Raw genomic sequence first — 24,273 nt, 5'->3', positions numbered from 1 at the left:
TCACTTCTGATCTGAGTTGTCAGTTGTTAGTGAACAGTCTCCAGTAGTCTGAACTGAAAACTGACAACCGTTCACTGGCCCACGGGGACTTTCAGCGTTTCGAGGATCTGCTGGCCCATCTGCTGCGTCGAGAGCGTCTGTACACCCTGCTGTCCGCGGGCGAGGTCGGCGGTGCGGTAGCCCTGCTCGAGCACGCTGCGAACGGCGGTCTCGACGGACTGCGCCTCCTGCTCGAGCTTTGCCGAGTGGCGCAGCACCATCGCGGCGGTGAGAATCGCGCCCAGAGGATTGGCGAGCCCCTTGCCGGCAATATCCGGAGCGGAGCCGTGCACCGGCTCATAGAGATTGACCTTGCCGCCGATGGTGGCCGAGGGCAGCATGCCGAGCGATCCGGTAATGACGGCGGCTTCGTCGGAGAGGATGTCGCCGAAGAGGTTTTCGGTCACCACGACGTCGTAGCTGCGCGGGGTGTTCATCAGGTGCATGGACATGGCGTCGACATACTGATGCTCGAGCGTGACCTGCGGATACTCCTTCGCGACTTCGGTGACTGTTGCGCGCCAGAGCTGCGAGACTTCGAGCACGTTCGCCTTGTCGACCGAGGTCACTTTCTTCCGCCGCGCGGAGGCGAGCTCAAAGGCGACCTTCGCCACGCGGACGACTTCATCCTTTGTGTAGCGCATGGTGTTCCACGCGGAGTTGGCTGCGCGGTCCCATGCGCGGGGCTCGCCGAAATAGAGGCCGCCGAGCAGCTCACGCACAAAGAGAATGTCGGCGCCGTCGACGACTTCCGCCTTCAGCGGAGAATTGACGGCCAGTGCGGGCCACGCAAAGGAGGGCCGCAGATTGGCGAAGCCGCCCAGCGCCTGACGCAGCTTTAGCAGGCCGGCTTCGGGGCGCTTGTCCGGAGTGAGGGAATTGAACTCATTGCCGCCCACCGCGCCAAGCAGCACCGCATCGCTGCCGAGCGCCGTATTGAGCGTCGCGTCCGGCAGAGGCGTGCCGTGCGCCTTGATGGCCACACCGCCGATGAGCGCTTCGCTGAACTGAAAATCATGGCCACCGAGATCGGCAACGGACTTCAGCACGCGCACCGCTTCACTGGTCACTTCCGGGCCGATACCATCGCCCGCCACCACAAGAACCTTCAGCTTCATATTGCAGACTCTCCGTCTCAGCGAGGGGACGGCCACAGCGTGCCGTCCGGGTCAGGGTCGAAACAAATCGGACCGTATTCGGAGTCCGTGTCAGTGCGATTCGACGACAGGCTCGGTTGCGATCAGATCTTCGTGCCGCTCGTGATGCGCCACGAGATTGATCAGATCCTGGTCGTAGATCGCTTTTTTGCGGTCGGCCAGACTGGTAAAGGCGCGATAAGCCGCTTCCAGATCGTCGGAGCCGAGATGATAGCCGAGCTGTTCGAGCCGCGAGCGCAGCGCATGGCGGCCGGAGTGTTTGCCGAGCACCATGCGGTTGGCCGGAACACCCATCGATGCCGGCGTCATGATCTCGTAGGTGAGCGGATTGGACAGCACGCCGTGCTGATGAATGCCGGCCTCGTGCGCGAAGGCATTGCTGCCGACGACGGCCTTGTTCGGCGAAGGCGCAAAGCTGATGGTGCCGGCCAACTGCTGGCTAATCGGATACAGATGGTCGAGCTTCAGTCCGTGTGTGACCGGATAGCGGTCTGCGCGCACGTGCAGCGCGGCGGCGACCTCTTCGAGCGCGGCATTGCCGGCCCGCTCGCCGATGCCGTTGATGGTGCACTCGACCTGGCGGGCGCCGGCGTCGATGGCGGCCAGCGTATTGGCCACCGCGAGACCGAGATCGTCGTGGCAGTGCGAGGAGAGGGTGACTTTATCCGCTCCGGGCACGCGCTCGCGGATCATGCGGAACATCGCCGAATAATCGTCGGGAACGGTGTAGCCGACGGTGTCGGGCAGATTGATGATGACTGCTCCGGCCTCGATCGCCACGCTGACGATTTTGCAGAGAAAATCGGGATCGGTGCGGGTCGAGTCTTCCGGCGAGAACTCGACTTCATCGACCAGACCCTTTGCCAGAGAGACCGACTGCGCGGCCTGATCGAGAGCCTCTTCGCGGCTGATTCGCAGCTTGTACTGCAGGTGAATGTCGGAGCTGGCGAGGAAGATGTGAATCCGCGACCGCGCGGCCTTTTCAAGGGCTTTGCCGGCACGCTCGATATCTTCGCGGCGCGAGCGGGCGAGCGAGGCGATGCGGGGACCGCGTATTTCGCGGGAGATGGTCTCGATGGCTGCGAAATCTCCATCGGAGGCGATGGCGAATCCGGCTTCGAGAATGTCGACGCCGAGGTCAGCCAGGGAATGGGCCATGGCCAGCTTTTCATGCTGGGTCATGCTGCAGCCGGGGGACTGTTCTCCGTCACGCAGGGTCGTATCGAAAAAGTGAAGGCGCTGTTGATCCATTCGGTATGCCTGCTGCGAGCAATTGCTCTCAAAGAAAGTTTCCCAGAGTCGCGCGGATAAATCAAATTTGTAGTTTTTGTGGATTTAATAGATATTTGTAATGAAGACGGCGAAGAAGCGGTCAGTTAAAAGCGGTTCGCGGAAACCAGCCGGCAGCACAACCGGTTCGCGGTGAGGGAATGCCTAGCCGGAACGGCGAAGGTATGGCCGTTCGGGGCGGTGAAGCAATGCATTAAGACCCGGGGCACTCTCGCTATCCGCTTTTCTGCTGACCGCTTCTTCGCTAACCGCTTTTCCAGCTTTCTCTACCTAATTTATCTATGGACCTGCATCAGCTCGAGACCTTTCTTACGGTAGTGGAAGAGCGCGGGTTTTCGCGCGCGGCCGCGCGTCTGCACCGTACGCAGCCGGCCGTGAGCCATGTGATTCGCAGGCTGGAAGAAGAGGTGGGCGAGCAGCTCTTTGAGCGCACATCGCGCGAGGGCACGCTGACGGCGGCGGGTGAGTTACTACTCGGGTACGCCCAGAGATTGCTGCGTCTGCGCACGGAGGCGGAGACGGCGCTCGACGAGCTGCGGTCGCTCGAGCGCGGGCGGCTGGTTCTGGCGGCGAACGAGCACACCTGTCTGTATCTGCTGCCGGTTCTCGACGAGTTCAGCCGCGTCTGTCCGCATATCGGCGTGACGGTGCAGCGGGCGCTGGCGAGCCGTATTCCCGATCAGCTTCTGGAGCGGGTGGTCGAGTTCGGGATTGTCTCGTTCCGGCCAGCGGGCGATCACTTCCGCTCGATCGCGGTCTTTACAGATTCGGTGGCGTTTATCGTCAATCCCAGTCATCCGCTGGCGAAGGAGAAGCACGTTTCCATCCGCGATCTGGGCGCGCAGAACTTCGTGGCGCACAATGTGGTGTCGCCGCTGCGGAGGCGCGTGATCGAGACGTTTGAGGAGCACAAGACGCCGCTGAACATGCGCACCGAGCTGCCGAGCCTTGAGGCGATCAAGCGGTTTGTGGCGATGGGGAATGGCGTGGCGCTGGTTCCGGCGCTGACGGTGCAGCAGGAGCTGGCGCGCGGGGAGCTGGTCCGGGTTCCGGTGCCGGAGCTGGCGATCGAGCGGCAGCTTTGGCTGATTCACCGCCGCCATTCCACGCTTTCGCACGCGGGCACGGCCTTTCTGCGCGTGGTGAAGGCTCTGGCCGTCGAGCGCGGCAAGCCGTTCATGTACCGCATTGAGCAAGGGGAATGAGGGGGGACTGCTGTCGAATCGCTCTTCGACAGGTACAATGGCCGAGTGGGCTGCGTCATCAGGGCAGACCCGACTTTGACGAGCCCGAGAGGCGTTCCGCCTGCGGTGCTTTCGGCAGGCGAGAGGTTCTGGAACGAATGAGGAAATTTTTGTTGTTAGCAGTGCTGCTGCCGATGCTGGCAGTTGCGGGTTTTGCGCAGGAAAGCCGGCAGGACATCAGCGTAAGCGGTGCGGGCTTTATTCCTCCTTATGCTTATGGCAACGGCGTGCTGCTGCATGCAACCGTTGGTTATGGCGGTCTTCTCAGCTATCGCTACATGCTGACCCCCCGCAGCGCACTGGAGCTGAACTATCAGTACGTGCAGAACGTGAATCACTTTCTGATTCCGACCAACAATATTCTGGTGCATACCCGGATGCAGGAAATCTCCGGCGCGTATGTCTACAATTTCATCTTCAAAAACTTCAACCCGTTTCTCGAGGCAGGTGTGGGCGGCTACATCTTCACTCCGATCGACGACTCGAAGACGAACTTTCAGAACAGCCTGAGCCAGAACACGAATATCGGGCTGTTGTACGGCGGCGGCATCGCCTACGAGATCAGCCCGAGCTTTGACATTCGGGCGGAGTATCGCGGCATCGTCGTAAAGACGCCCTCCTTCAGCTTCCCGAACAATGACACGCGCACCAACCGGTACTACAACATCTACAACCCGGTGATCGGTGTGGCGTATCACTTCTGAGTCATTCGTAGGCTGATCGAAGATCCCGGGCTGCGGCCCGGGATCTTTCTTTTGGGCGCTTCTTTTGGGCGCAGAGACGGGATGCCTCCTCGCAGGGAGAGGGCTGAGCATGGCGGCGCGCAAGAGTGCGGTGCGGAGGTCGGCGCTGCGGTCGGGGGGCTGGAGGGCAAGCGATGACGAGAGCTGTTGCTGTGATCGCGGCAGGCTGCTGCGCTGCGATCTGCAGAAAAGCGAAAGGGCTGAGCCGAAGCCCAGCCCTTTACATATTGCGGTAGAGAATTACCGGCCCAGGATTCGGTAGTTGAAGCCAATTCCCCATCCGGTCGGAGTCAGGCCATTGCTCGGTCTCCCATTTGTAAAGGCCGCACCTGGCGCGGAGGGCCAGAACTGCCACTCGTAGCCGGCGCGTGCCGAGATCCGGCTCGTAATCCGGTATTCGCCGTCGACGCCCGGAGCATAGGCAAAATAGCTGCCGCTGCCGATTGGCTCGGCGACCGCCTGACTGACCGATGGATAGGTCTGAAGACCAGCGCCGAGCAGAAACTTGCCCCAGACAGACAGATGGTGAAAGCGGACTATCCGGTAGCGTGGTCCGATCAGGTAATTGGATAGTTTCTCCGTACTCGCGTTTTTGCTGCTCCAGTTCAGCCAGCGGGCTTCGCCTTCCGCGCCCCATTTGGGGTGTACGTTGTAGTCAACAAAAACAGTGGGGCCCACATCGCGTCCGAGATAGTCGTTGGCGAAGTTGGAGAACTCACCTCCGGCCCAGATGGAAGACCCGCCACCGGTCACAGCTGGGGCGCTCTGCGCATAGATTGCGGCTGGCAAAAAGAAGAGAGTGGCTGCAATAACAATTTTTTTAAGCACGATAGGATCTCCAAGAAAAGCCTGAAATTTCCAGGAAGATGTGCGCTCTGTTGTAAGAACACCGAACACAGTGAAAGGATGTGCAGCCGGTGGTAACCAGCTGCACATCGATGCTCAAAGAGTTACTGCTGCTGCGGTTGTGCGTTGCCGGCATCGGCGGCTGGCGGAGCCGCTGCGGCACCTGCACCTGCGTCAGCCGGAGGAGGTGCTGCCGTGCCCTGGGTTGCGCCTGCGGGCAGATCGGCGGGTATCTGATAGCGCTGGAGACGGAAGTAGACCGGAGTAATCTCAAGCGGCATCTTGTCGCGGGCGTTGAGCAGAGTGACCGGCTTGACGTTGAGCCAGATCACCTTGTCATCCCAGGGATCGATCTTCAGGTGGCTGTTCAGAGGAAGGGCGGCAATCTGGTTCAGGTTGTCCATGTCGAGCCGCGGTGCGTTCGGCATCAGGCCGGAGAGCCAGGGGCTTCCGTCCTCGCGCACCAGCGAGTCGCCCAGGCGCGGCGTCAGCAGCGCATTGAGAGGCTTTTCGCGGTCGCGCAGCTGCTCGAAGAACAGGCCCACGCTGCCGGCCTTGTCGTGATAGACGGAGTTGTTGAAGAGCTCGACCGCCTTCTTCGCTGCGGCTTCGTTGTCGATGACCGAGTGATCCATATGAATCCGCTGGAAGGCGGCTTCATCAGGGAAGAGCAGGCGGTCGTTGAAGGCGTAGCGGGTGTCGATGCGATGGCCGAGGATGATGTGCGCGAGCTGGAAGCTGAGCACCGCGGCCAGATCCTCTTCGGTAGGCAGCACGTCGACCAGACCCTTGCTGAGCAGAATGGTGTTGCCGACCGACATCGATTCGAGCGGCGTGGTGAGGATGACGCGGCAGTGAATATCATTCGGCAGCGCGAGCTTGTTGCCGATGATGATGTTGTTGGTCACCGTCTCGAGGACCTTGTCGAAATCGCTCGGAGGAGCGATGAGTCCGGCCTGGGTGAGGCGGTCGAGAACGTTCTGTTCGGCCTGAGAGACCCATTCACGCTGGGCCTGCAGGGGGCTGACGTCGGCGGAGTTGGCGCTCTGGTCCTGCGCGTTGTCGATCTCCATCGATTCGTTATCGGTCTCGCGGGTGGGCAGCTTCAGCGAGTAGCCCCAGTAGTAGGTCTGTCCGCGGAGGCTTTCGGCCTTCGAGCCTTTGCCGGCGCGAATCGTGTCCTCGACGTAGATGGCGGCGGGCAGCCACAGTCCCTGCTGCACGTTCATGCGCCAGCTGTCGAAGTGGAAGTAGTGCGGCACATCATCGCTGGAGTTGTCGGTGAAGGCGCCGTTGAAGCGGACGATGTTGCCGTCCTGATCCTCCACCCAGATGCGGCCGAAGAAGCGGCCGTTGCCGGTATGGGTTTTGGGACGCACATCAAAGACAATGGTGCGCACGTTGCCGAGGAACTCGCGGCGCACATACGAAAAGTCGTAGTGCTGCAGATCGAAGCCGCTCGGATCGACGAACATCATGTCCATGAATCCGGTCGCCGAGTTCTTCATGTGGAAGGAATCCGTGAGTCCGGAGACAAATTTCAGCGAACCTTTGAAGAATCCAACGGAGCTCTTTTTGCCGGAGTACTCTTCAGCGTTGAAGGTCTTGCCGAAGTCCACGCGTCCGAGCATGTACTGATCCGAAACCGGAATCTGATACAGCTTCGGGTCCGGACGCATGTCCTGAATGTAGGACTGCACGACCGGAGTGCTCTTTCGAATCTGAGCGACAGTGGCACGCTCGCGGGCGATCGCCTTCTGGACCAGCTCTGTCTGCTGCGGCGTAAGAGGCACCAGAGGAGAGGTACGCGGGGTTTTCGCATAGGCAGCGGCAAAGCTGACCGAAACAGCCAGCCCCAGCACGGTTAACTTACGAAACATGTTTTAGTTCTCCTGGACTTCATTCCTGCATTTCCAAATCGCCGAACCGGCGCCCCAAAATAAATCTCAGTATGCGGCGCAGATTCAGCCAAAAACCATTCAGGCCATCTGAAAGGTGATGTGCACCACGCTCACCTGATCGACGGCGTGCCCATCGCGCGTGGCCGGCTTGAAGCGGATATGCTCCGCTGCCACCCTTGCCTGCTCATCCAGCCCGTGTCCGAGACCGCTGATGACGCGCAGAACCTCGACCTGGCCGGCCGCTGTGAACCGAACCTCCAGCGTGACGTCGCCCTGAATTTTAAGCTGCCGTGCCTCCGGTGTGTAGTTGGGCAGGGGCTTGGAGAGGACGACGATGGAAGTCGCTGCCGGCTCCTGCGGCCTGACTGCTACGGGCGTTGCGGGCCCGTAAGCGGGTGAGCCGAAGCTGCCGCGGGCGACGGTGCCTCCGCTGCCTGGACGGCCGGTTCCGCCGACGACGCCGGAGCCGAATCCCGCTGAAGCGACCGCACCGCGATCTTTACCGCCCGGAACTCCGTTGGCGACGCCGGAGCCGAAGTCTACGCCGTGCACTGATCCGCCGCGGGCCGATCCGGCCGCAGGCTGTCCGGCGCCTGGCGAGCCGTTAAACGAGCCCACGGTGGCGAGCTGCGAGGGACGGGTGGCATTCGGATTCGGCTTTACGCCGACCGGATCGCCGAAGCCGCCGGTCTTCAGGCTCGGTTCCGCGCGGTTGTTGGCGACCGGCGTGGGCGTCTCACTCTTAAAGAGGCCGACTTTGGGCTGCGGGGGAGGGGTCACGCGGCGCGGGGGAGCGGCTTCGATCTTCGGCATAGCGGGAACCGGAACCTTGATCTCGGCGATCTTCGGCGGCTCCGGAACAGGCTTGGGCAGCTCGATCCGCCGGGGTTTTTCCACAGGAGGGGGAGGGATGACCTTCACCTTGGGTACCGGGGGGACATAGGGCTTCGGCTGCTCGACGGGAAAGATCAGCTGCGTCGTGTCGTACCGTTTGACCTGAACCTGATGTACTCCGGAAGCGGTCAGCAGCAGAACAAGGGCAGCAATGGTTGCGTTGATGGCCGTACTGGCGCCAAGCGAGCGCATCCGGCCCTTTTCCTCTGGAAGAAGGCCGAAGGTTCCGCGATCAAATGCTTCGTTTGTTGCCATAACCTCTGTGGTTTCCATTTCCGGTTCAGTTGAATTCAGACGAAACTCCCTCTGCGCCGACACATCCTTTGTATCTGTGTGCACTTGAGTCGCCATTCTGTTTCGCCGGTTCGAATCGCCTTTTCGGCTTCGGAGCTTCCGGGCCGGACCCTGGCGCCTGAACACGCCGAGCATAAAAAGGGACCGGACAACTGCGGCTCGGGAAGAAAATAGTTACCGTAAGATAACCTGGAACCGATGAACAGCAGGTAACCAAAGTGGGAAAAATTCCCGGATTTGATTACATCCGTAACTATAACGCAGAAGATGGGAGGCTTCTCCGGTTTTCGATATGCTGAGTAACTACTACCGTATTTGCTCGTCGGGCAGCGTAAAAATTCTGCGATTCGAAACGGATGCCGGACAACCTGGCCGGGGAAGGAAAGAGAAGCAGAGCAAAACTCCCGGACGGGTTCGCTATGATGTAAGCAAATTATAGCATTTAAAGGAGATACTGCTTGCGCATACTGGTTACCGGAGGCGCCGGATACATCGGCGGGACCGTTGCTCACGTTCTGATGGAACACGGACACGACGTAATTGTTCTGGACAATCTTTGCCATGCGCGCCGCTCGATGGTTCCCACCGGCGCCGAGTTCGTCGAGGGAGACATCGCCGACCGGGCTCTCCTTAAAAATCTCTTTGCGCGCGGTATTGACGGTGTGATGCACTTCGCGGCGCTGATCGAGGCCGGGGAGAGCATGAAAAAGCCGGAGATCTACTTCCGGAACAATACCGCCTCGACGCTGGCGCTGCTGGAGTCGATGCTGGAGGCCGGGGTGAAGCGATTTGTCTTCTCCTCGACGGCCGCAGTGTACGGCGAGCCGGAGTCCGTACCGATACGGGAAGACGCGCCGCTGCGGCCGACCAATGCCTACGGCGAATCCAAACTGCTGGTTGAGCAGATGCTTTCCTGGTTCCATCGTATCCACGGTTTCCGTTATGCGAGCCTGCGCTACTTCAACGTCGCCGGCGCTCTTCCCGGCAGGGGAGAGGATCACGAGCCGGAATCCCACCTGATTCCGCTTATATTGGACGTTGCTCTGGGGCGAAGGGGCAACATCAAAATCTTCGGGAACGACTATCCCACCCCCGACGGCACCTGCATCCGCGATTACATCCATGTTCACGACCTTGCGCGCGCTCACCTTCTAGCCTTGGATGCACTCGGAGGCCGGGAGAGACTTATCTATAATCTCGGCAACGGTTCGGGGTTCAGTGTGCGCCAGGTCATCGAGGCGGCGCGCAGCATGACCGGCCGTGCCATTTCCGTCGAGGAGCTGCCCCGGCGTGCCGGCGACCCGGCCGTGCTGATCGCCAGCTCGGAGAAGATCGGGACCGAGCTGGGCTGGAAGCCGCAGCACAGCAGCCTCGAGGAGATCATCGGCAGCGCATGGGAGTGGCATCAGCAGCGCTACGCGTAACGTAACAGGGAACAGGGCTCAGGGCGCAGGGCTCAGAAACAACAAAAACAGGGCGCAGGGCGCACGGCTCAGGGCGCAGAAACAGCAAAAGACGCTATCCGATTTGTCGTCATTCGATTTAAGGTGGCATCTTTTGCTTTGGGAATGTAAATACCTGGAAGACAGTGCGGCCGCGGCTTAGGCAGCGAACGTCCAATCCTGAGTCCTGAGTCCTGAGTCCTGAGTCCTGAGTCCTGAGCCCTGAACGCTGTACCCTGTTTCCATGTTTCACGACATGTTTCACATGCAGCTTCCGCTGCTGGAGAAGATACTGCGCCCGATGATCGTGTATCTGGCGCTGATCCTGCTGCTGCGGGTCTTCGGCAAACGCGAGCTGGCGCAGCTCAACCCGTTCGATCTGGTGGTGCTGCTCTCGCTCTCCAACACGGTGCAGAACGCGATCATCGGAGATGACAACTCGATCTCCGGGGGCATTATCGGCGCGGTTGCTCTGCTGTCGATCAACTGGGTTGTGGTGCGCCTGCTGTACGGCTCGCCGAAGATGAACGAGGCGCTGGGGGGCACGGAGCGCGTGCTGGTGCTGGACGGAGTGGCCGACGAGCATGCTCTCAAACGGGAGCTGCTGACGGAGGAAGAGCTGCTCTCGGTGCTGCACCGTCAGGGCTTCGACAGCCTTAACGATGTGGCCCGCTGCGTGCTGGAGCCCAACGGCACCTTCTACGTGGAAGGGCGCAGGCCGTCGATGGACGAGGACCGCCAGCGCGAGCTGATCGACCGTCTGGAGATTCTGACCCGGGAGGTACAGGCTCTGCGGACCCAGATCAGCGGGGCCTCCTGAGCAGGAAGGCAAAGAAGAGCGGTTTACACCGGCACCACACTGTGTCATCCTGAGTTGCACCTGCTTCTGTGAGTGCAGGCGAAGACCTGCCGGAACAGCCCAGAACCAGATCTCCGGCTCGTCGACATCATCCGTCCTCCGATTCCTTCCAAGAAACAGAGCGGCTGGTCGCTACACGGGCACTCTTACGCGGGACTTTGCAAGATACGAGGGAATCACATGGCCGGCGATTTACAGCTCATCTGCAGCGACTGCGGACGGGAATTCACCTTTACAAGTCAGGATCAGGCATTTTTCCGGGAGCGCGGCTACTCCGCGCCCAAGCGCTGCAAGCCCTGTCGTTCGGCGAAAAAGAACGAGCAGGGAGGCGGCGGCGGAGGCGGCGGCTATCGGGCACAGGCGCAGGGCACCTCGGTGATCTGCTCCGGTTGCGGACAGCAGACCACGGTTCCGTTCGAGCCCCGCGGCGATCGTCCGGTATATTGCCGTGACTGCTACCAGGCGCAGAAGGGCGGCGCAGGTGGTGGTGGCGGCGGCGGCCGGGGCGGCCGCGGACGGTACTGATTCTTCGTACTGTTCGTTCATCGCATTCTGAGCAGCGGAAGGCCCGCGTACCATTTGGCGCGCGGGCTTCTGCATTGCTGTCGACTTATTCCGCCGGGAAGTAGTGGCTGGCGAAGGTAAGAAAGGTCGGCCAGTTCGGGACCGGAGTGTGTCCGTAGTCGTGCTGCCGGAAGCCGAGATCGCCGTCGATCAGCGGAGTTTTGATGGGAGGAAAGACGGTGGTGCCGAGATCCTTCTTTCCGAGCAGACGATAGACGGGGCCGGCCAGTACGGTGGCTTCGAACATGCCTTTGGCGTCGACCCATCCATCACCCTTGTCGGTGGCGCCGCCGCTGATGAAGACCGGACGGGGAGAGCAGAGAGCGATCAGATCGTCGGAGTCCACCGGCAGATCGCTGACGGTGAGCGGCCCGTCATACTTCAGGAAGTTTCCCGCCATCCAGTGATATGCGCCGATGCCGGCGATGTTGCCGAGCTGCTCGCCATAGTTGCGCCGCCAGAGAGAGGCTCCGGCTGCACCGGAGGAGCTGATGTAGCCGATGGCGAAGCGCTGATCGTATGCCATGGTCACGAGCGCCGCTTTGCCGTAGCGTGAATGGCCCTCGATGCCGACCTGTTTCGCATTGACGGCATGATCGGTCTCAAAGTAGTCGAGCGCCCGGCCGGCGCCCCAGGCCCATGCCCGCAGCGCGCCCCAGTCGTCGGGTCTGCGCGGCTGTCCTTTGTTGATCATGCCGATGATGCCCTCGGTCAGTCCGGCTCCGCTGTCGGGCTGCACATCGGTGGGAATGAGGCTTGCGTAACCCCATCCTTTGGCGATGACCTGTTCCTGCCACGAGGGGCCTGGAGGAGCGGCAGGGGGCTGAATGCCGCGCTTTTTGAAGAGGGCGGCCATCAGCACCGGATCATAGGTGAACTCCATGATGACGGGGACCGGCCCCTTCGCGCCGGCGGGCGTGGTGAGCGAGAGACGGATGTTCACAGAGATGGCGGGATACGAGGAGTTGTCGACGTGGCCGATGAGTTTCTTCGTGATGACGGGCACGCCGCCGACCGTCTCCCTGGCGGTATCGGTCAGCTCCCAGCTCACCTTCGGCGTCACACTGGGCACGCGGCCATAAACGTCTTCGCTGAAGGTCTCGACGAGCTCGGGGCGGCGCTTCTTCCACCACATCTTCGCCGAGGTGACCCGTTTGCCGTCATTCATCACGAGAGGGTCGGGAATCTTCTCGCCGGTATCGGCCTTCGACTCGTCATAGTTGACGGCGTTGGGCGCTTTGAGGTCGGCGCTGACTCCGGGACGCAGGGAGGTGATGTGAAGCTGATCCATCATCTGCTGATGGTCCTGCTCTGAGGTCATGTGCCCAGGCGCGGGAGTTTCCGCCTGGCTGAAGCCATTCACTGCGGAGCATGCGACAAGCGCCAGGCCCAGCAAATATACTCCGGGTCGCGAACGAACCATGGACTTTCTTCCTTCCGTTTTTTCTTCCGCTCCCGCAGAAGAGCCCTTTTCAAAGCGGGGCAAGCATATCGATTTACCTCGACACTTTCAAGACGCCTGCTGAGGAAAGTTCACGGCTGGGTCATTTATTTTCCCTCCCGTCTTATTTGCGGGCTTTACCGGATTCACGGCGGAAGGCCGGGGAGCAAGCGGGCGGCATGCACGGCGCAGGCTGCTGTTCTAAAATCACCTGAGCACCAGACGCATACAGAGACTGCATCGAAAGAGACTCCGCGTGTCCACACTTGCCACTTCCGCCGGGCGATCGGCGCTGACCTTTCAGGAACTTCTGTTCCGCCTTCAGAATTTCTGGGCCGAGCGCGGCTGCGTTCTTCAGCAGCCTTTTGATGTGGAGGTGGGCGCCGGCACGATGTCGCCCGACACGTTTCTGCGCGTTCTCGGGCCTGAGCCGATCCGTATTGCCTACGCGCAACCCTCGCGGCGTCCCGCCGACGGGCGCTATGGCGAGAATCCCAACCGGCTGTACAAGCACACGCAGCTGCAGGTGATTCTGAAGCCGCCGCCGGACGATATTCAGGATGTGTATCTGCAGTCGCTCGAAGCGATCGGCATCGATCTGCGCGAGCACGACATCAAGTTCGAGGAAGACAACTGGGAGTGGCCGGTGGGCGGCGCGTGGGGCGTGGGCTGGCAGGTGATGCTCGACGGGCTCGAGATCACGCAGTTCACCTACTTTCAGCAGTGCGGCGGCATGGACCTCGATCCCATTTCGGGTGAGATTACGTACGGGCTTGAGCGCATCGCGGCGTTTCTGCAGGACGTGGATTCGATCTACGACATTGTGTGGGCGCGGGACAAAAAGAGCGGCAAAGAGATCACGTACGGGCAGGTGCGCCTGCAGGAAGAGCTGCAGCTCTCGGTCTATAACTTCGAGGCGGCCGATGTCGAAAAGCTGTGGGAGCATCTGCGCCTTTACGAGTCGGAATGCCAGGCGCTGCTGACCGAATTCAACGCCGATTTCAATCCCAAAGCCGAGAAGGCCTCGGAGCGCCAGCAGAAGATTCACGACCGCGTGGTGCATGAGGACGAGACACCGCCGGCGGAAGAAGAGCTGTCGGAGAAGCTGAAGCGCTTTCCGGTTCTGGGAGCCTATGAGCTGTGCCTCAAGTGCTCGCACCTCTTCAATCTGCTGGATGCGCGCGGCGCGATTTCCGTAACCGAGCGCGTTGCTGTGATGGCCAGGATTCGCGCCATGGTGGTGGGTGTGGCCAAAGCTTACGCCACGCAGCGGCAGGGAATTCGATAGCCGGGAAGAGCAGAGACATCAATATGGCAGACTTTTTGTTTGAAGTTGGACTTGAAGAAATTCCGGCGCGCATGATCGCCGCCGCCCAGGCTGAGCTCGCCCGCCGCGTGCAGACTCTGCTGACCCGCGAGAGGCTGACGGCACCGGATGCGGAGGTGCGCAGCTACTCGACGCCGCGCCGTCTCGCCGTGCTGGTAACGGGAGTAGCCGCTGCGCAGGCCGATACGGAAGAGCAGCTGACCGGTCCCTCCTGGACGGTCGCCTTTAAAAACGGAGAGCCCACGCCGGCCGCGCATGCCTTTGCGAAAAAGGCGGGGGTCGAGCTTGCGGCGCTCACAAAAGTCACGACGCCGAAGGGCGAATATGTCGGCGCGACGGCGCTGCGCCGGGGCAGAACGACGCTGGAGATTCTGACGGCGGAGCTGCCGAAAGAGCTGGCGGCGATTTACTGGCCGAAGAACATGTACTGGCGCGAGGGCAAGCCGGAGCGCTTTGTCCGCCCGGTGAAGTGGCTGCTGGCGCTGCTCGATCACGCGATCGTGCCGGTGGAGTTTGCGGGAGTGCATGCGGCGAATCTGACTTACGGTCATCGCATTCTTCATGGCGACGGCGCCATTGCGATCCATCGTCCATCGGAGTATCTCGGAGCGCTCGAAGCGGCGAAGGTAACGGCCGATGTCGAATTGCGCCGCCATCGCATCCGCAAGGCGCTGGACGCGGAGACGCGGACGATTCCGGGAGCCCGCTGGCGTGAGGACGAGGCGCTGGTCGATACGGTGACGCACCTGACGGAGTGGCCTTCGGTGCTGCCGGGCGGCTTTGAGAGCGAGTATCTGGCGCTGCCGGAGGAAGTGCTGGTGACCGTGATGCGCGATCACCAGAAGTACTTTGCAGTGGAAGATGCGAACGGCAAACTGGCGCCGCATTTTCTGACTGTTCTGAATACGCATCCCGACGAGCGCGCCCGCGAGATCATTCGCCACGGCAATGAGCGCGTGCTGCGCGCACGCTTCAACGATGCGCGCTTCTTCTGGACCGTCGATCAGAAGATTCCGCTGAAGGACCGTCTCGAGATGCTGAAGGCGGTGACCTTTCACAAGGACATCGGCAGCTATTACGAGAAGACCAGGAAGAACGCCGATCTTGCGATGGACCTGGCGGCGCTTGCCGGCTCGCGCGGTGTAAGTGTGGACGCGAAGGCGCTGCTGACCGCGGTGGAGCTGGCCAAGACCGATCTGACGACGGAGCTGGTGAAGGAGTTCACAGAGCTGCAGGGCATTGTCGGCGGCCTCTATGCACGGCATCAGGGACTCGGCGAAGGCGTGGCGCAGGCGATCTACTGGCAGTATTCGCCGGCGGGCATCGACGATCCGATTCCGCCGACGGCGGAAGGGCAGATTCTTGGCCTGGCCGACCGCTTTCAGACGATTGCGGCGATGTTCGCGATTGGCCTTGAGCCGACCGGATCGAAGGACCCGTTCGGACTGCGCCGCGCGGCCAATGCCATTGTGAAGATTCTGGCTGAGTCCGGTTTGCCGCTCACGCTGTCGAGTCTTTCGGAGACGGCGAATATCTCCGATGCCGTGAAGGCGTCGCTGACGGCCTTCTTCCGCGAGCGCGTCGAGTTTTATCTGCGCGAAGTGCGCGGCTTTGCCTACGACGTAGTCAACGCGGTGCTGGCCGCGGGCTGCGACGATGTTCGCGATGCGATTGCCCGCGCGGAGGCGCTGTCGTCGGTGCGTGGGTCAGAGGATCTGGCCGCCATTTCGACGGCGTTCAAACGCATCAAGAATATTCTTCGCCAGGCGGAAGAGAAGAAGCAGTTCAGCAGCCAGGAAGAGAATGCGCCTGCTGCGCAGTTTCTCTCCGATCAGGCCGAGCAGTCGCTGTATGCCGAGGCGGAGAAGCTGGCTCCTGCGGTGGAATCTCTGCGCGCCAGCCGGGAGTACCGCCAGGCTCTGGAGCAGATTGCGACGCTGCGTCCGCATGTCGATCTCTTTTTCGACAAGGTGATGGTGATGGTGGAGGATGAGGCCGTTCGCCGGAACCGCCTGGCGCTGATTGCGCAGGTGCAGACGGGCTTCTCCTCGATTGCTGATTTTTCTGAGCTGGTCCTGGCCTGATATTCAGCCTGATATTCGGCCTGATATTCCGTCCGGGGCGGGCAAGATCATTTTGCGGCGCTCTTGTTTTTCACTCGCGGCAGGGAATACAGTCAGCGTGTGAAGTGCTGGCGCTATCTGCGAACGTGCTGCATCGTTCTGGTGGGGTGTCTGTGGATTACAGCCGCCTCCTGGTCGGAGCACGTTGCCGCGCAGTATCCACTCTGCCAGCCGTCTCACCTGCCCTGCTGTCCGCAGCCTGTAAGCAATACGAGTGAATCCTGCCCTGCCTGCCATCTCTCGATCACCTCTGCGGCCAAAGAGGTTCTGGAGCAGGAACGTCAGCAGGAGCGGCAGAAGGCCCTTTCGCAGAACCTGAGCACGCCGGGTCCGGTGACCGGTGTGGCGGTCAGCACGATGGAGGCCCATCGCGAGCTGACTGCGGGATTGTATTACCCCCTCGAAGTGTTCGCTCTCAAAGAAGATCTGCGCGTTTAGACTCCCTCTCCTTATGCCTGCCGGTACACGTGCGCCATTGCGCGCGCGCCTGTCTTTTCACGCAGCATTTTCAAAGGAGATTGTATGAAATTCAAAGTATTAGTATTTGCACTCGCCGCAGTCCTTCTGGGCTCGCTTTCGGCACAGGCGGCAGTCAGTATGTGTTGCGATCAGCCCGCCTGCTGTCATGGCGCCAGCTGCTGCGGTCAATAACGAACGACATGTCCGCCCTGTCTTCCTGGCAGGTCCGCAGGAGGGCGGGGCGGCACCGAAAGATGCCGTTCTTTTCAGGGAAGGACGACGGCCGCGCCGTCGATGGCGTCGCGCAGAACCGCATCGAGCGCGTCGTTCACCTGGTCGAGGCGGAAGCGAGTGGTCTGCGGACGGATGCCGATCTGCTGCGCGATGGCGACGAAATCCTTTGCATCCTGCCGTGTCATGTTGGCGACGCTGCGCATCTGGCGCTCGCCCCAGAGCAGCGAGTCGTAGTCGAACTGCGGAATGCGGTCGAGATGAATCGCATTGATGGCGACGATGCCGCCCTTGCGCAGCGAGCCGAGCGCGGCGAGAACCACGTCGCCGCTGGGCGCGAAGGTGACGGCGCAGTCGAGCGCTGCGGGAGGCTTCTCCGTAGCGTCGCCGACCCAGGCAGCGCCGCGCTCGCGCGCCAGGGCCCGGTGCGATTCGCCGCGAGACGAGACATAGACCTCGCAGCCCCAGTGCTTCAGCACATCAATGGTGAGATGGGCCGATGCGCCGAATCCAAAGAGACCGACGCGGTCGCCCGGCTGCACGCCGGCCACGCGCAGACTGCGAAAACCGATGATGCCCGCGCAGAGCAGCGGCGCGAGGCTTTCGGCGGAGGGCTCTTCGGGCAGCGGGATAAGAAAATCGGCGCGTGCTGTGGCGTACTCCGCGTAGCCGCCGTTGACGGAGTAACCGGTGAATACAGGATGGTCGCAGAGATTCTCCTGCCCCTTTCGGCAGAGCGGACAGGTGCCGTCGACGCCGCCGAGCCACGAGACGCCGACACGCTGGCCGATGTGGAGAGAGTCCTGCGGCACCGCGGAGCCGAAGCGCTCGATGCGCCCGACGATCTGATGTCCGGGCGTTACCCACTCGCGCAGAGGCTTCAGCTCGCCCAGGGTGATGTGCAGATCGGTGCGGCATACGCCGCATGCCTCGACGCGCAGCAGCGCCTCGCCTGCGCCGGGCTCGGGGACGGGGAGATCCTCGATGGCCAGCGGGCGGGTTTCCATCGGCGCGGGACGATGCAGGACGGCGGCTTTCATGGCAGACATGTTCGCACAGATTCGGCCGCCGCGCTGCCGTTGTAAACTCATGAAGTGGCTTCGCAGCGTGCATGGCCGGCGTGCCAGGCGCGAGCCTGTCATTCACTCCGGCGGTTTGCTGAGGCCGTCGTAATGAGACGTTGCATGTGGCCCTGTAGCTCAGGTGGATAGAGCGACGGTTTCCTAAACCGCAGGTCGGAAGTTCGAATCTTCCCAGGGTCACCACGATTTCCGGGCCCCGCACTCCGGTTCAGCCATATCCACGAAGGAGAAGAGGCAATGAAAGCGCTGTCGCTGATGGAAGCAGGCGATGTACGCGTTGTGGATGTTCCTGAGCCGGCGGTGAAGGACGGTGAGCTGCTGCTGCAGGTCGAGATGGTCGGGCTGTGCGGCTCAGACCTGAATTCCTTTCGCGGCAGAAATCCTCTGATTACCTATCCGCGCGTTCTGGGGCATGAGATTGCGGCTACGGTGCTGGAGGGCAACGCGTCGATTCCGGCAGGGACACATGTTGCGGTCTCTCCTTATCTGGGTTGTGGAGTTTGCCCGGCATGCACCCGTGGCCGCGAGAACACGTGCCGTCATAACCTGACCTACGGCGTACAGCGCGATGGCGCGTTTGTGGAGCGGCTGGCGGTAGCTCCGGGCAAGGTATTTCCTTCGACGCTTCCCTTGCGGTATCTGTGCATGGTGGAACCGCTCACGGTGGGCTTTCATGCGGCGGCCCGCGGCCGGATCACGAAAGAGGATACGGTAGCGGTCTTTGGCTGCGGCGGCGTGGGGCTGGGCGCGATTGCCGGTGCGGCATTCAATGGCGCGCGGGTGATTGCCATCGACCTCGATGACACGAAGCTGGCCACGGCGAGGCTGGCCGGAGCCGCCGAGGTGATTCACTCAGGCCGCGAGGACACGGCGACGCGGCTGCGCGAGATGACGCAGGGCGAGGGGCCGGATGTGGTGATCGAGGCGATCGGGCTTCCGTCGACCTTTCGGCTGGCGGTCGAGGTTGTGGCCTTTGCCGGGCGCGTGGTCTATATCGGATACGCGAAGGAGCCGATTGCGTATGAGACGCGGCTCTTTGTGCAGAAGGAGCTCGATATTCTGGGCTCGCGCAATGCTCTGCCGCAGGATTTTCGCCGGGTGGTGGCGATGCTTGAGACGGGCCGCTTTCCGGTGGATGAAGCGATCACGACGATTGTTCCGCTGGAGCGGGCGCCGTCGATGTTGTCGGAGTGGGCCGCCAACCCGGCTGGCTTCACCAAAATTATGGTTGAGGTAGCGCAGTAAGACGGAAGCAGCGCACGCGGTGCGAGACGATTCAGCGCTCCGCATCATCAAATATGTGAACGTGAAACCCGGATGAAACTGTAACCAGAAAAGGTGATGGATGGAGCAGCCCCAGCCGCAATCCGATGCTTTTGTGTTCTTCGGCGCCACCGGAGATCTTGCCTATAAGCAGATTTTTCCCGCTCTGCAGCGGCTTGCAAAGCGCGGCAGACTGAATGGCCCGGTGATCGGCGTGGCCAAGTCGGGCTGGAACCTGGAGCAGTTTAAGGCCCGCGCCAAAGACAGCGTGGAAGAGCACGGCGGCCTCGATCCGGAAGGCTTTCCGCAGCTCGAAGCGCGGCTTCGCTATGTGGATGGCGATTACAACGATCCTGCTACCTTCGCGCAGGTCCGCGAGAAACTGGGGCCGGCGAAGCATCCGCTGCACTATCTCGCGATTCCGCCCATTCTCTTTGGGAAAGTGGTGGACCAGCTGAAGAGCTCTGGCTGCAGCGAGGGCGCGCGCGTGGTGGTGGAGAAGCCCTTCGGACGCGATCTGGAGTCGGCGAGAGCGCTGAACGCAGAGATTGCCCGCGTCTTTCGCGAGCAGGACATCTTCCGGATCGATCATTACCTCGGCAAGAATGCCGTTCAGAATCTGATCTTCTTCCGCTTCGCCAACGCCTTCATCGAGCCCATCTGGAATCGCCAGTATGTTGAGAGCGTGCAGATCACGATGGCGGAGAAGTTCGGCATTCAGGGGCGCGGCGCGTTTTACGACGGCGTGGGCGCCATTCGCGATGTGGTGCAGAACCATCTGATGCAGCTGCTGAGCAATATCGCGATGGAGCCGCCTCCGTGTCCGGACACCGAAGCGCTGCGCGACGAGCGGATGAAGGTGCTGAAGAGTGTGCAGCCGCTGCGGCCGGAGGATGTGGTGCTGGGTCAGTTCCGCGGCTACCACGATGAGCCGGGCGTGAAGCCGGGCTCGCAGGTCGAGACCTTTGCGGCGCTGCGTTTTTTTGTGAACTCATGGCGCTGGCGCGACGTGCCGTTCTATATCCGCACGGGCAAAAATCTGCCGGTGACGGCGACGGAGGTGGTGGCGCGTCTGCGTCAGACGCCTCCCGTCTTCTCCGAGCAGCTGACGCCGCAGAATTATGTGTGCTTCCGGGTCAGTCCGAAGCCGCTGATCTCGATCGGCGCTTCGGTGAAGGAAGCAGGTGAGCGGCTGCGTGGATGCATGGTCGAGCTGACTGCCGATCAGCAGTGCGGGGAGTACGATCTGCTGCCTTATGAGGAGCTGCTGCAGGATGCGAGCTGCGGGAACCAGGTGTGGTTTGCCCGCCAGGATTATGTCGAGGAGTCGTGGCGCATTCTCGATCCGGTACTGAAGAGCCCGCCTCCGGTTCAGGTTTACGAGCCGGGAAGCTGGGGACCGGCCGATGCGGTGAAGCTCGCGGCCGACTTCGGCGGCTGGGATAATCCGACGAACGTGTAACTGCCGGGGCAGGCTCTGCTGCATCAGGGCCTGCCCGGTGCAGGATGCATCAGACGTGCAGGATGCTGACCTTGCCCTCGGATGTCTTCGAGAAGGCGTGGAGCGTGTGTCCGTTCTGATCGAGGTGCCGGAGCGTCAGGCTCTTTTTCGTCACCGTAAGATGGCTGAAGCCATAGACCTTTTCCGCATAGGGTCCGCGCTGTGAGGGATCGATCTTCAGTGTGTAGAGATCCGCGCCGCCACCGCCGGAGAGGAAGAAGCTGGTCGGATGCCCCTCGAACTCGAGGTGCTGCAGATCGTGGTCGTGTCCGGCGAGATAAACAGGCACATTGTATTTGCGCAGCAGCGGGTCCCAGTCGCGGATGAGCACCGCGTGATCGCCATGCGGTCCGTCGGAGTAGACGGGATGATGCCCCATCACGACAAGGTGCGGCGTGGTGCGCGGCTTCTTCAGCTCCGTCTCGAACCAGGCGATCTGCTCGGCATGCTCCTGCGGCGTGAGCGTGAAGTCGCGGCCCTTGCCGGTGGAACCGTCGAGGTGCGGCACGTTGCTGTCGAGCGCGATGAAGGTGATAAGAGGCTTCTTCGCGGGGAATTCGAAGGTGTACCAGCGGGCGGGCATGGTCCAGCGGGTGGGACCTGATGCGGTTTTGCCGCTGCGGGCGTACTCCAGCTCGGCGTCGACCTTGCTCTCCGGAAAGCGCTGGTAATCATGGTTGCCGAGGATGGCATACGCCGGGCAGGGGAAGGCGCCGTCCGGATACATGGCCTCAAACTGCTCGGTCCAGCGCGGCGACTGCGCGCCGCCTGCGAGCTCTCCATACCAGTTGTCGCCCAGCATGAGCAGCGCCTGCGTCTTCAGCGCATGCTGCTGCGCGTAAGCGCGCATGGCGGCGGCGACGCCGATCTGCCCTTCGTGGTGCCTGTCGTAGCCCCAGTCGCCGATCATCAGGAGATCGGCCTCACCATGAGCGGAAGGCAGAGCAGTGGCGTGTTGCGGAAAAGAACCGAGAGCAGCCAGAGCGCTGAAGGCAAAGCTCTGCTGCAGAAAGCGGCGGCGGTTCAGTGGGGCGGAACGTGTCGGATCAGAATTCATGCGCGTGTTATATCACTGCCGGATGAATAGAAAGTGTCTGAGAAATACCTTAGAAAATATGGCGGCAGAGAACAGGGAAACGACGCAGCAGCTCTGTGTGTCTCCTGATATTTTGTTTCCGTTGTGGGCTGCCGGCGCCGGCTCTATCGCGGAAGAAGAGCATTTCGCGGTGCATTCCCGGTAAAGTGGTGTCGGAGGAATCGGTTTATGAAAGCAGCGGTACTGCATCAGCTTGGACAGCTTCCTGTCTGTGAGGATTTTTCCGATCCTGTTGCCGGTGAGGGCGAGGTGATCGTCGAGATGCGCGCTGCGGGGATTCACCCGATTGTGAAGGCGCTGGCCGCGGGCACGCATTACGGAAGCACTGGCGATGTTCCGTTCATCGTGGGCATTGACGGCACCGGCGTTCTGGCAGACGGCACGCGGGTGTACTGCGGCGGGGCTCGCAAGCCTTATGGAACGATGGCGGAGCGCACTGTGGTGCCGAAGGGGATGTGCCTGCCTCTGCCGGAGGGGCTGACGCATGAGATGGCCGCGGCGCTTGCGAATCCGGGCATGTCGGCATGGCTCTCCCTGACGTGGCGGGCGCAGCTTGCCGCCGGCGAGACAGTTCTGATTCTGGGAGCGACCGGAGTGGCCGGCCATCTGGCGGTGCAGATGGCGAAGCTGCTGGGCGCGCGGCGTGTGATCGCGGCAGGACGCAACGCTGCACAGCTGGAGTCGCTGCGGGCACTGGGCGCGAATGCGGTGATTCAGCTCGACCAGCCGCAGGAGGATCTGGTGGCGGCGTTTGCCAGCGAGGTAAAGGCCGGAGGCATCGATGTGGTCATCGATTATCTGTGGGGCGCGCCGACGGAGGCGTTTATCCGGGCGATCTCACAGCGCGGGCTCGACCATAAGGCGGGACGGGTGCGGCTGGTGGAGGTAGGGCAGAGCGCGGGTGCCACGATTACGCTTCCTGCCGATGTGCTGCGCAGCTCCGGGCTGGAGATTAACGGGAGCGGCTTTGGGAGCGCGTCGATCGAGCAGATCGTGAAGGCGATTCCGGAGTTCTTTGCGCTGGCCGCGCAGGGCAAACTGCATATCGAGCTGGAGACGCTGCCTCTGGCGCAGATTGAGCAGGCATGGACGCGGAAGGGCGACGGCAAACGAGTCGTCGTCACCTTGTGACAGGAAGCAAAGGCTAATTGCTGTTGGTGTCGTCGCGGCGGTGCAGCGTCGGGCGGTCGTCTCCGCCGCTCGAATCCGTGGATGAAGTGCTGGCCCGCCGCAGCGTGGGCTTGCTGCCGTTCTTCAGATCCTTGAGCTTGCGCTTGTTCTCGATCCGCGCCAGACGCGCCTTCACATCGCTGAACTCCGAGGTGGTGACGAGGTACTCGTCGCGCGGCGGCAGGATGCGGGCGATCTCCTCCTGCGAGTGGCCGATGCGGTCGGGCGTCTGCGGATGGTCAGCGAAGGCGCGAGCCACAGCGCCGGGCTTCTGCTTCTCGAGGTTCTCGATCTTTTCGAAGAAGCTGATCATGGCATCGGGATCGTAGCCGGCCTTGTACATGTACTGCACGCCGAGGTAGTCGGCCTGCGCTTCGAATTCGCGCGAAAACTGCAGGAAGGTCAGCGGAATGCCGATGTTGGCCGCTTCGTAGATGCCGTAGCCGGTCCAGCCGCCGATGAAGATGAGCGGAATGGTTCCGAGCTGCGCGTAGTTGGCGCGGGTCATCTCGCGCGCCGCGTGGTGGGCGCAGACGTGCGCCGTCTCATGCGCCATGACGCCGGCCAGCTCGGCCTCTTCGTCCGCGGCAAGAATCAGCCCGGAGTTGACGAAGAAGAAGCCGCCGGGGAGGGCGAAGGCGTTGATCTCGTCCGAGTCGATGACCTTGATGGTGAAGGGCACCTTGCAGTCGGAGTTCTTCACGATGTTCTGGCCGATGCGGTTGACGTACTCGGTGATCATGGGATCGGTGATGAACTTCGTGCTGCGCTCCACTTCCATGGCGTACTGCTTGCCCATCTTGATCTCGGAGTCGGTGGAGTACCAGTTGCCCATGCCGCGGGCGCCGATATCGCGGGTGCCGATGGAGCTGACGTCATCGATGCTGCCGGGTTTAACGCCAGGCATCATGCCGTTCTGGTCCGGCTGCGCCTGCGGGAAGGCCGACTGTGGAACCTCGGCGCTCTGCTGATCCTTCTTTTTGTCCTTCTTATCTTTGTCCTGGTCTTTATTGGCGCTGTCCTGCGCGGGGGCCTTGCTGTCCTTCGCGGAGGCGTCAGACGGCGCCGAGGTGGTCTGCGCGGTGCCGCCGGCGGAGGCCGGAGACGAAGCTGGGGTACTGGTTCCGGACTGGCCGGACGATGAGGATGGCGAACTCTGCGATCCACCGGACTGGTCCGGTGCAGCCGCAGGCGCTGCCGATGCAACGGCGGGCGCAAGGGCCAGAGTTGCTGCGATCAGCAGATGCAGCGAGACCCGGGAAGAAAGTTTTTCGATCGCCATAGGAACTCCGGCAGAGGGCAGATAC

The 24,273-nt window shown here is 61.7% G+C and carries 20 protein-coding genes and 1 tRNA gene; 12 read left to right on the top strand and 9 right to left on the bottom strand.

The window, feature by feature from the left end:
* Positions 1-71: 71 nt before the first annotated feature.
* Positions 72-1,157, bottom strand: a complete 1,086-nt coding sequence (gene leuB / locus D0Y96_RS01070; protein ID WP_117297395.1) for a 3-isopropylmalate dehydrogenase — start codon at positions 1,155-1,157, stop codon at positions 72-74.
* A gap of 90 nt (positions 1,158-1,247) precedes the next feature.
* On the bottom strand, positions 1,248-2,447 hold the full coding sequence (locus D0Y96_RS01065) for a 2-isopropylmalate synthase (RefSeq protein WP_117297393.1): 1,200 nt from the start codon (positions 2,445-2,447) through the stop codon (positions 1,248-1,250).
* 320 nt (positions 2,448-2,767) lie between these two features.
* Between D0Y96_RS01065 and D0Y96_RS01060 the strand changes: the two genes are divergently transcribed.
* A complete protein-coding gene (locus D0Y96_RS01060; RefSeq protein WP_117297391.1) occupies positions 2,768-3,691 on the top strand; it encodes a LysR family transcriptional regulator in 924 nt (307 codons plus the stop codon).
* Between the two features lie 149 nt (positions 3,692-3,840).
* Positions 3,841-4,434: an acyloxyacyl hydrolase gene (locus D0Y96_RS01055; protein WP_252263368.1), complete on the top strand. Its 594-nt coding sequence runs from the start codon at positions 3,841-3,843 to the stop codon at positions 4,432-4,434.
* A gap of 279 nt (positions 4,435-4,713) precedes the next feature.
* Here the strand turns inward: D0Y96_RS01055 and D0Y96_RS01050 are convergent, their stop codons facing one another.
* The 3 genes from D0Y96_RS01050 to D0Y96_RS01040 form a co-directional block, all read right to left on the bottom strand.
* The gene (locus tag D0Y96_RS01050; RefSeq protein WP_158562117.1) at positions 4,714-5,301 is read right to left on the bottom strand and encodes an outer membrane beta-barrel protein; all 588 of its coding nucleotides are present in this window, start codon (positions 5,299-5,301) and stop codon (positions 4,714-4,716) included.
* A gap of 122 nt (positions 5,302-5,423) precedes the next feature.
* Positions 5,424-7,199, bottom strand: a complete 1,776-nt coding sequence (locus D0Y96_RS01045) for a M48 family metalloprotease (RefSeq protein WP_117297385.1) — start codon at positions 7,197-7,199, stop codon at positions 5,424-5,426.
* 99 nt (positions 7,200-7,298) lie between these two features.
* On the bottom strand, positions 7,299-8,369 hold the full coding sequence (locus D0Y96_RS01040; protein WP_147324883.1) for an energy transducer TonB: 1,071 nt from the start codon (positions 8,367-8,369) through the stop codon (positions 7,299-7,301).
* A gap of 497 nt (positions 8,370-8,866) precedes the next feature.
* Here D0Y96_RS01040 and galE point away from each other — a divergent pair, with 497 nt between their 5' ends.
* The 3 genes from galE to D0Y96_RS01025 all read left to right on the top strand — a co-directional run bounded on the left by galE (position 8,867) and on the right by D0Y96_RS01025 (position 11,234).
* Complete coding sequence (gene galE / locus D0Y96_RS01035; RefSeq protein ID WP_117297381.1) at positions 8,867-9,832, top strand: UDP-glucose 4-epimerase GalE; 966 nt, start codon at positions 8,867-8,869, stop codon at positions 9,830-9,832.
* Between the two features lie 262 nt (positions 9,833-10,094).
* Positions 10,095-10,670, top strand: coding sequence for a DUF421 domain-containing protein (locus D0Y96_RS01030; protein WP_117297379.1), 576 nt, complete (start codon positions 10,095-10,097; stop codon positions 10,668-10,670).
* A 219-nt stretch (positions 10,671-10,889) separates the two neighbouring features.
* Positions 10,890-11,234 carry a CxxC-x17-CxxC domain-containing protein gene (locus D0Y96_RS01025; protein WP_117297377.1) on the top strand — a complete coding sequence of 115 codons (345 nt, stop codon included), beginning with the start codon at positions 10,890-10,892 and terminating at the stop codon, positions 11,232-11,234.
* An 85-nt stretch (positions 11,235-11,319) separates the two neighbouring features.
* Here D0Y96_RS01025 and D0Y96_RS01020 read toward each other — a convergent pair whose 3' ends face one another.
* A complete protein-coding gene (locus D0Y96_RS01020) occupies positions 11,320-12,696 on the bottom strand; it encodes a glucuronyl esterase domain-containing protein (protein WP_252263367.1) in 1,377 nt (458 codons plus the stop codon).
* A 274-nt stretch (positions 12,697-12,970) separates the two neighbouring features.
* Here D0Y96_RS01020 and D0Y96_RS01015 point away from each other — a divergent pair, with 274 nt between their 5' ends.
* The 3 genes from D0Y96_RS01015 (at position 12,971) to D0Y96_RS01005 (ending at position 16,602) form a co-directional block, all read left to right on the top strand.
* Positions 12,971-14,002: a glycine--tRNA ligase subunit alpha gene (locus tag D0Y96_RS01015; protein WP_117297375.1), complete on the top strand. Its 1,032-nt coding sequence runs from the start codon at positions 12,971-12,973 to the stop codon at positions 14,000-14,002.
* A 23-nt stretch (positions 14,003-14,025) separates the two neighbouring features.
* Positions 14,026-16,125: a glycine--tRNA ligase subunit beta gene (gene glyS, locus D0Y96_RS01010; protein ID WP_117297373.1), complete on the top strand. Its 2,100-nt coding sequence runs from the start codon at positions 14,026-14,028 to the stop codon at positions 16,123-16,125.
* Between the two features lie 99 nt (positions 16,126-16,224).
* Positions 16,225-16,602, top strand: coding sequence for a hypothetical protein (locus D0Y96_RS01005; protein WP_147324882.1), 378 nt, complete (start codon positions 16,225-16,227; stop codon positions 16,600-16,602).
* A gap of 287 nt (positions 16,603-16,889) precedes the next feature.
* Here the strand turns inward: D0Y96_RS01005 and D0Y96_RS01000 are convergent, their stop codons facing one another.
* Positions 16,890-17,903: a zinc-dependent alcohol dehydrogenase family protein gene (locus D0Y96_RS01000; RefSeq protein ID WP_350448936.1), complete on the bottom strand. Its 1,014-nt coding sequence runs from the start codon at positions 17,901-17,903 to the stop codon at positions 16,890-16,892.
* Positions 17,904-18,042: 139 nt separating this feature from the next.
* Between D0Y96_RS01000 and D0Y96_RS00995 the strand changes: the two genes are divergently transcribed.
* From D0Y96_RS00995 to zwf, 3 genes are all read left to right on the top strand, one after another.
* Positions 18,043-18,119 (top strand) — tRNA-Arg (locus D0Y96_RS00995).
* Positions 18,120-18,173: 54 nt separating this feature from the next.
* Positions 18,174-19,181, top strand: a complete 1,008-nt coding sequence (locus D0Y96_RS00990) for a zinc-binding alcohol dehydrogenase family protein (RefSeq protein WP_117297367.1) — start codon at positions 18,174-18,176, stop codon at positions 19,179-19,181.
* A gap of 100 nt (positions 19,182-19,281) precedes the next feature.
* A complete protein-coding gene (gene zwf, locus D0Y96_RS00985; protein ID WP_117297365.1) occupies positions 19,282-20,661 on the top strand; it encodes a glucose-6-phosphate dehydrogenase in 1,380 nt (459 codons plus the stop codon).
* Positions 20,662-20,710: 49 nt separating this feature from the next.
* On the opposite strand, the gene D0Y96_RS00980 is transcribed toward zwf, so the two are convergent.
* Positions 20,711-21,757: a metallophosphoesterase gene (locus tag D0Y96_RS00980; protein ID WP_117297363.1), complete on the bottom strand. Its 1,047-nt coding sequence runs from the start codon at positions 21,755-21,757 to the stop codon at positions 20,711-20,713.
* Between the two features lie 207 nt (positions 21,758-21,964).
* Here D0Y96_RS00980 and D0Y96_RS00975 point away from each other — a divergent pair, with 207 nt between their 5' ends.
* Complete coding sequence (locus D0Y96_RS00975; protein ID WP_117297361.1) at positions 21,965-22,927, top strand: quinone oxidoreductase family protein; 963 nt, start codon at positions 21,965-21,967, stop codon at positions 22,925-22,927.
* A gap of 13 nt (positions 22,928-22,940) precedes the next feature.
* On the opposite strand, the gene D0Y96_RS00970 is transcribed toward D0Y96_RS00975, so the two are convergent.
* Complete coding sequence (locus D0Y96_RS00970; protein WP_117297359.1) at positions 22,941-24,248, bottom strand: M48 family metallopeptidase; 1,308 nt, start codon at positions 24,246-24,248, stop codon at positions 22,941-22,943.
* Positions 24,249-24,273 lie beyond the last annotated feature (25 nt).

This window comes from Paracidobacterium acidisoli (assembly GCF_003428625.2).
In the GTDB taxonomy this organism is placed as follows: Bacteria; Acidobacteriota; Terriglobia; order Terriglobales; family Acidobacteriaceae; genus Paracidobacterium; species Paracidobacterium acidisoli.
The sequence above is the reverse complement of the archived record's forward strand: the minus strand, read 5'-3'. Positions and strand labels throughout refer to the sequence as shown.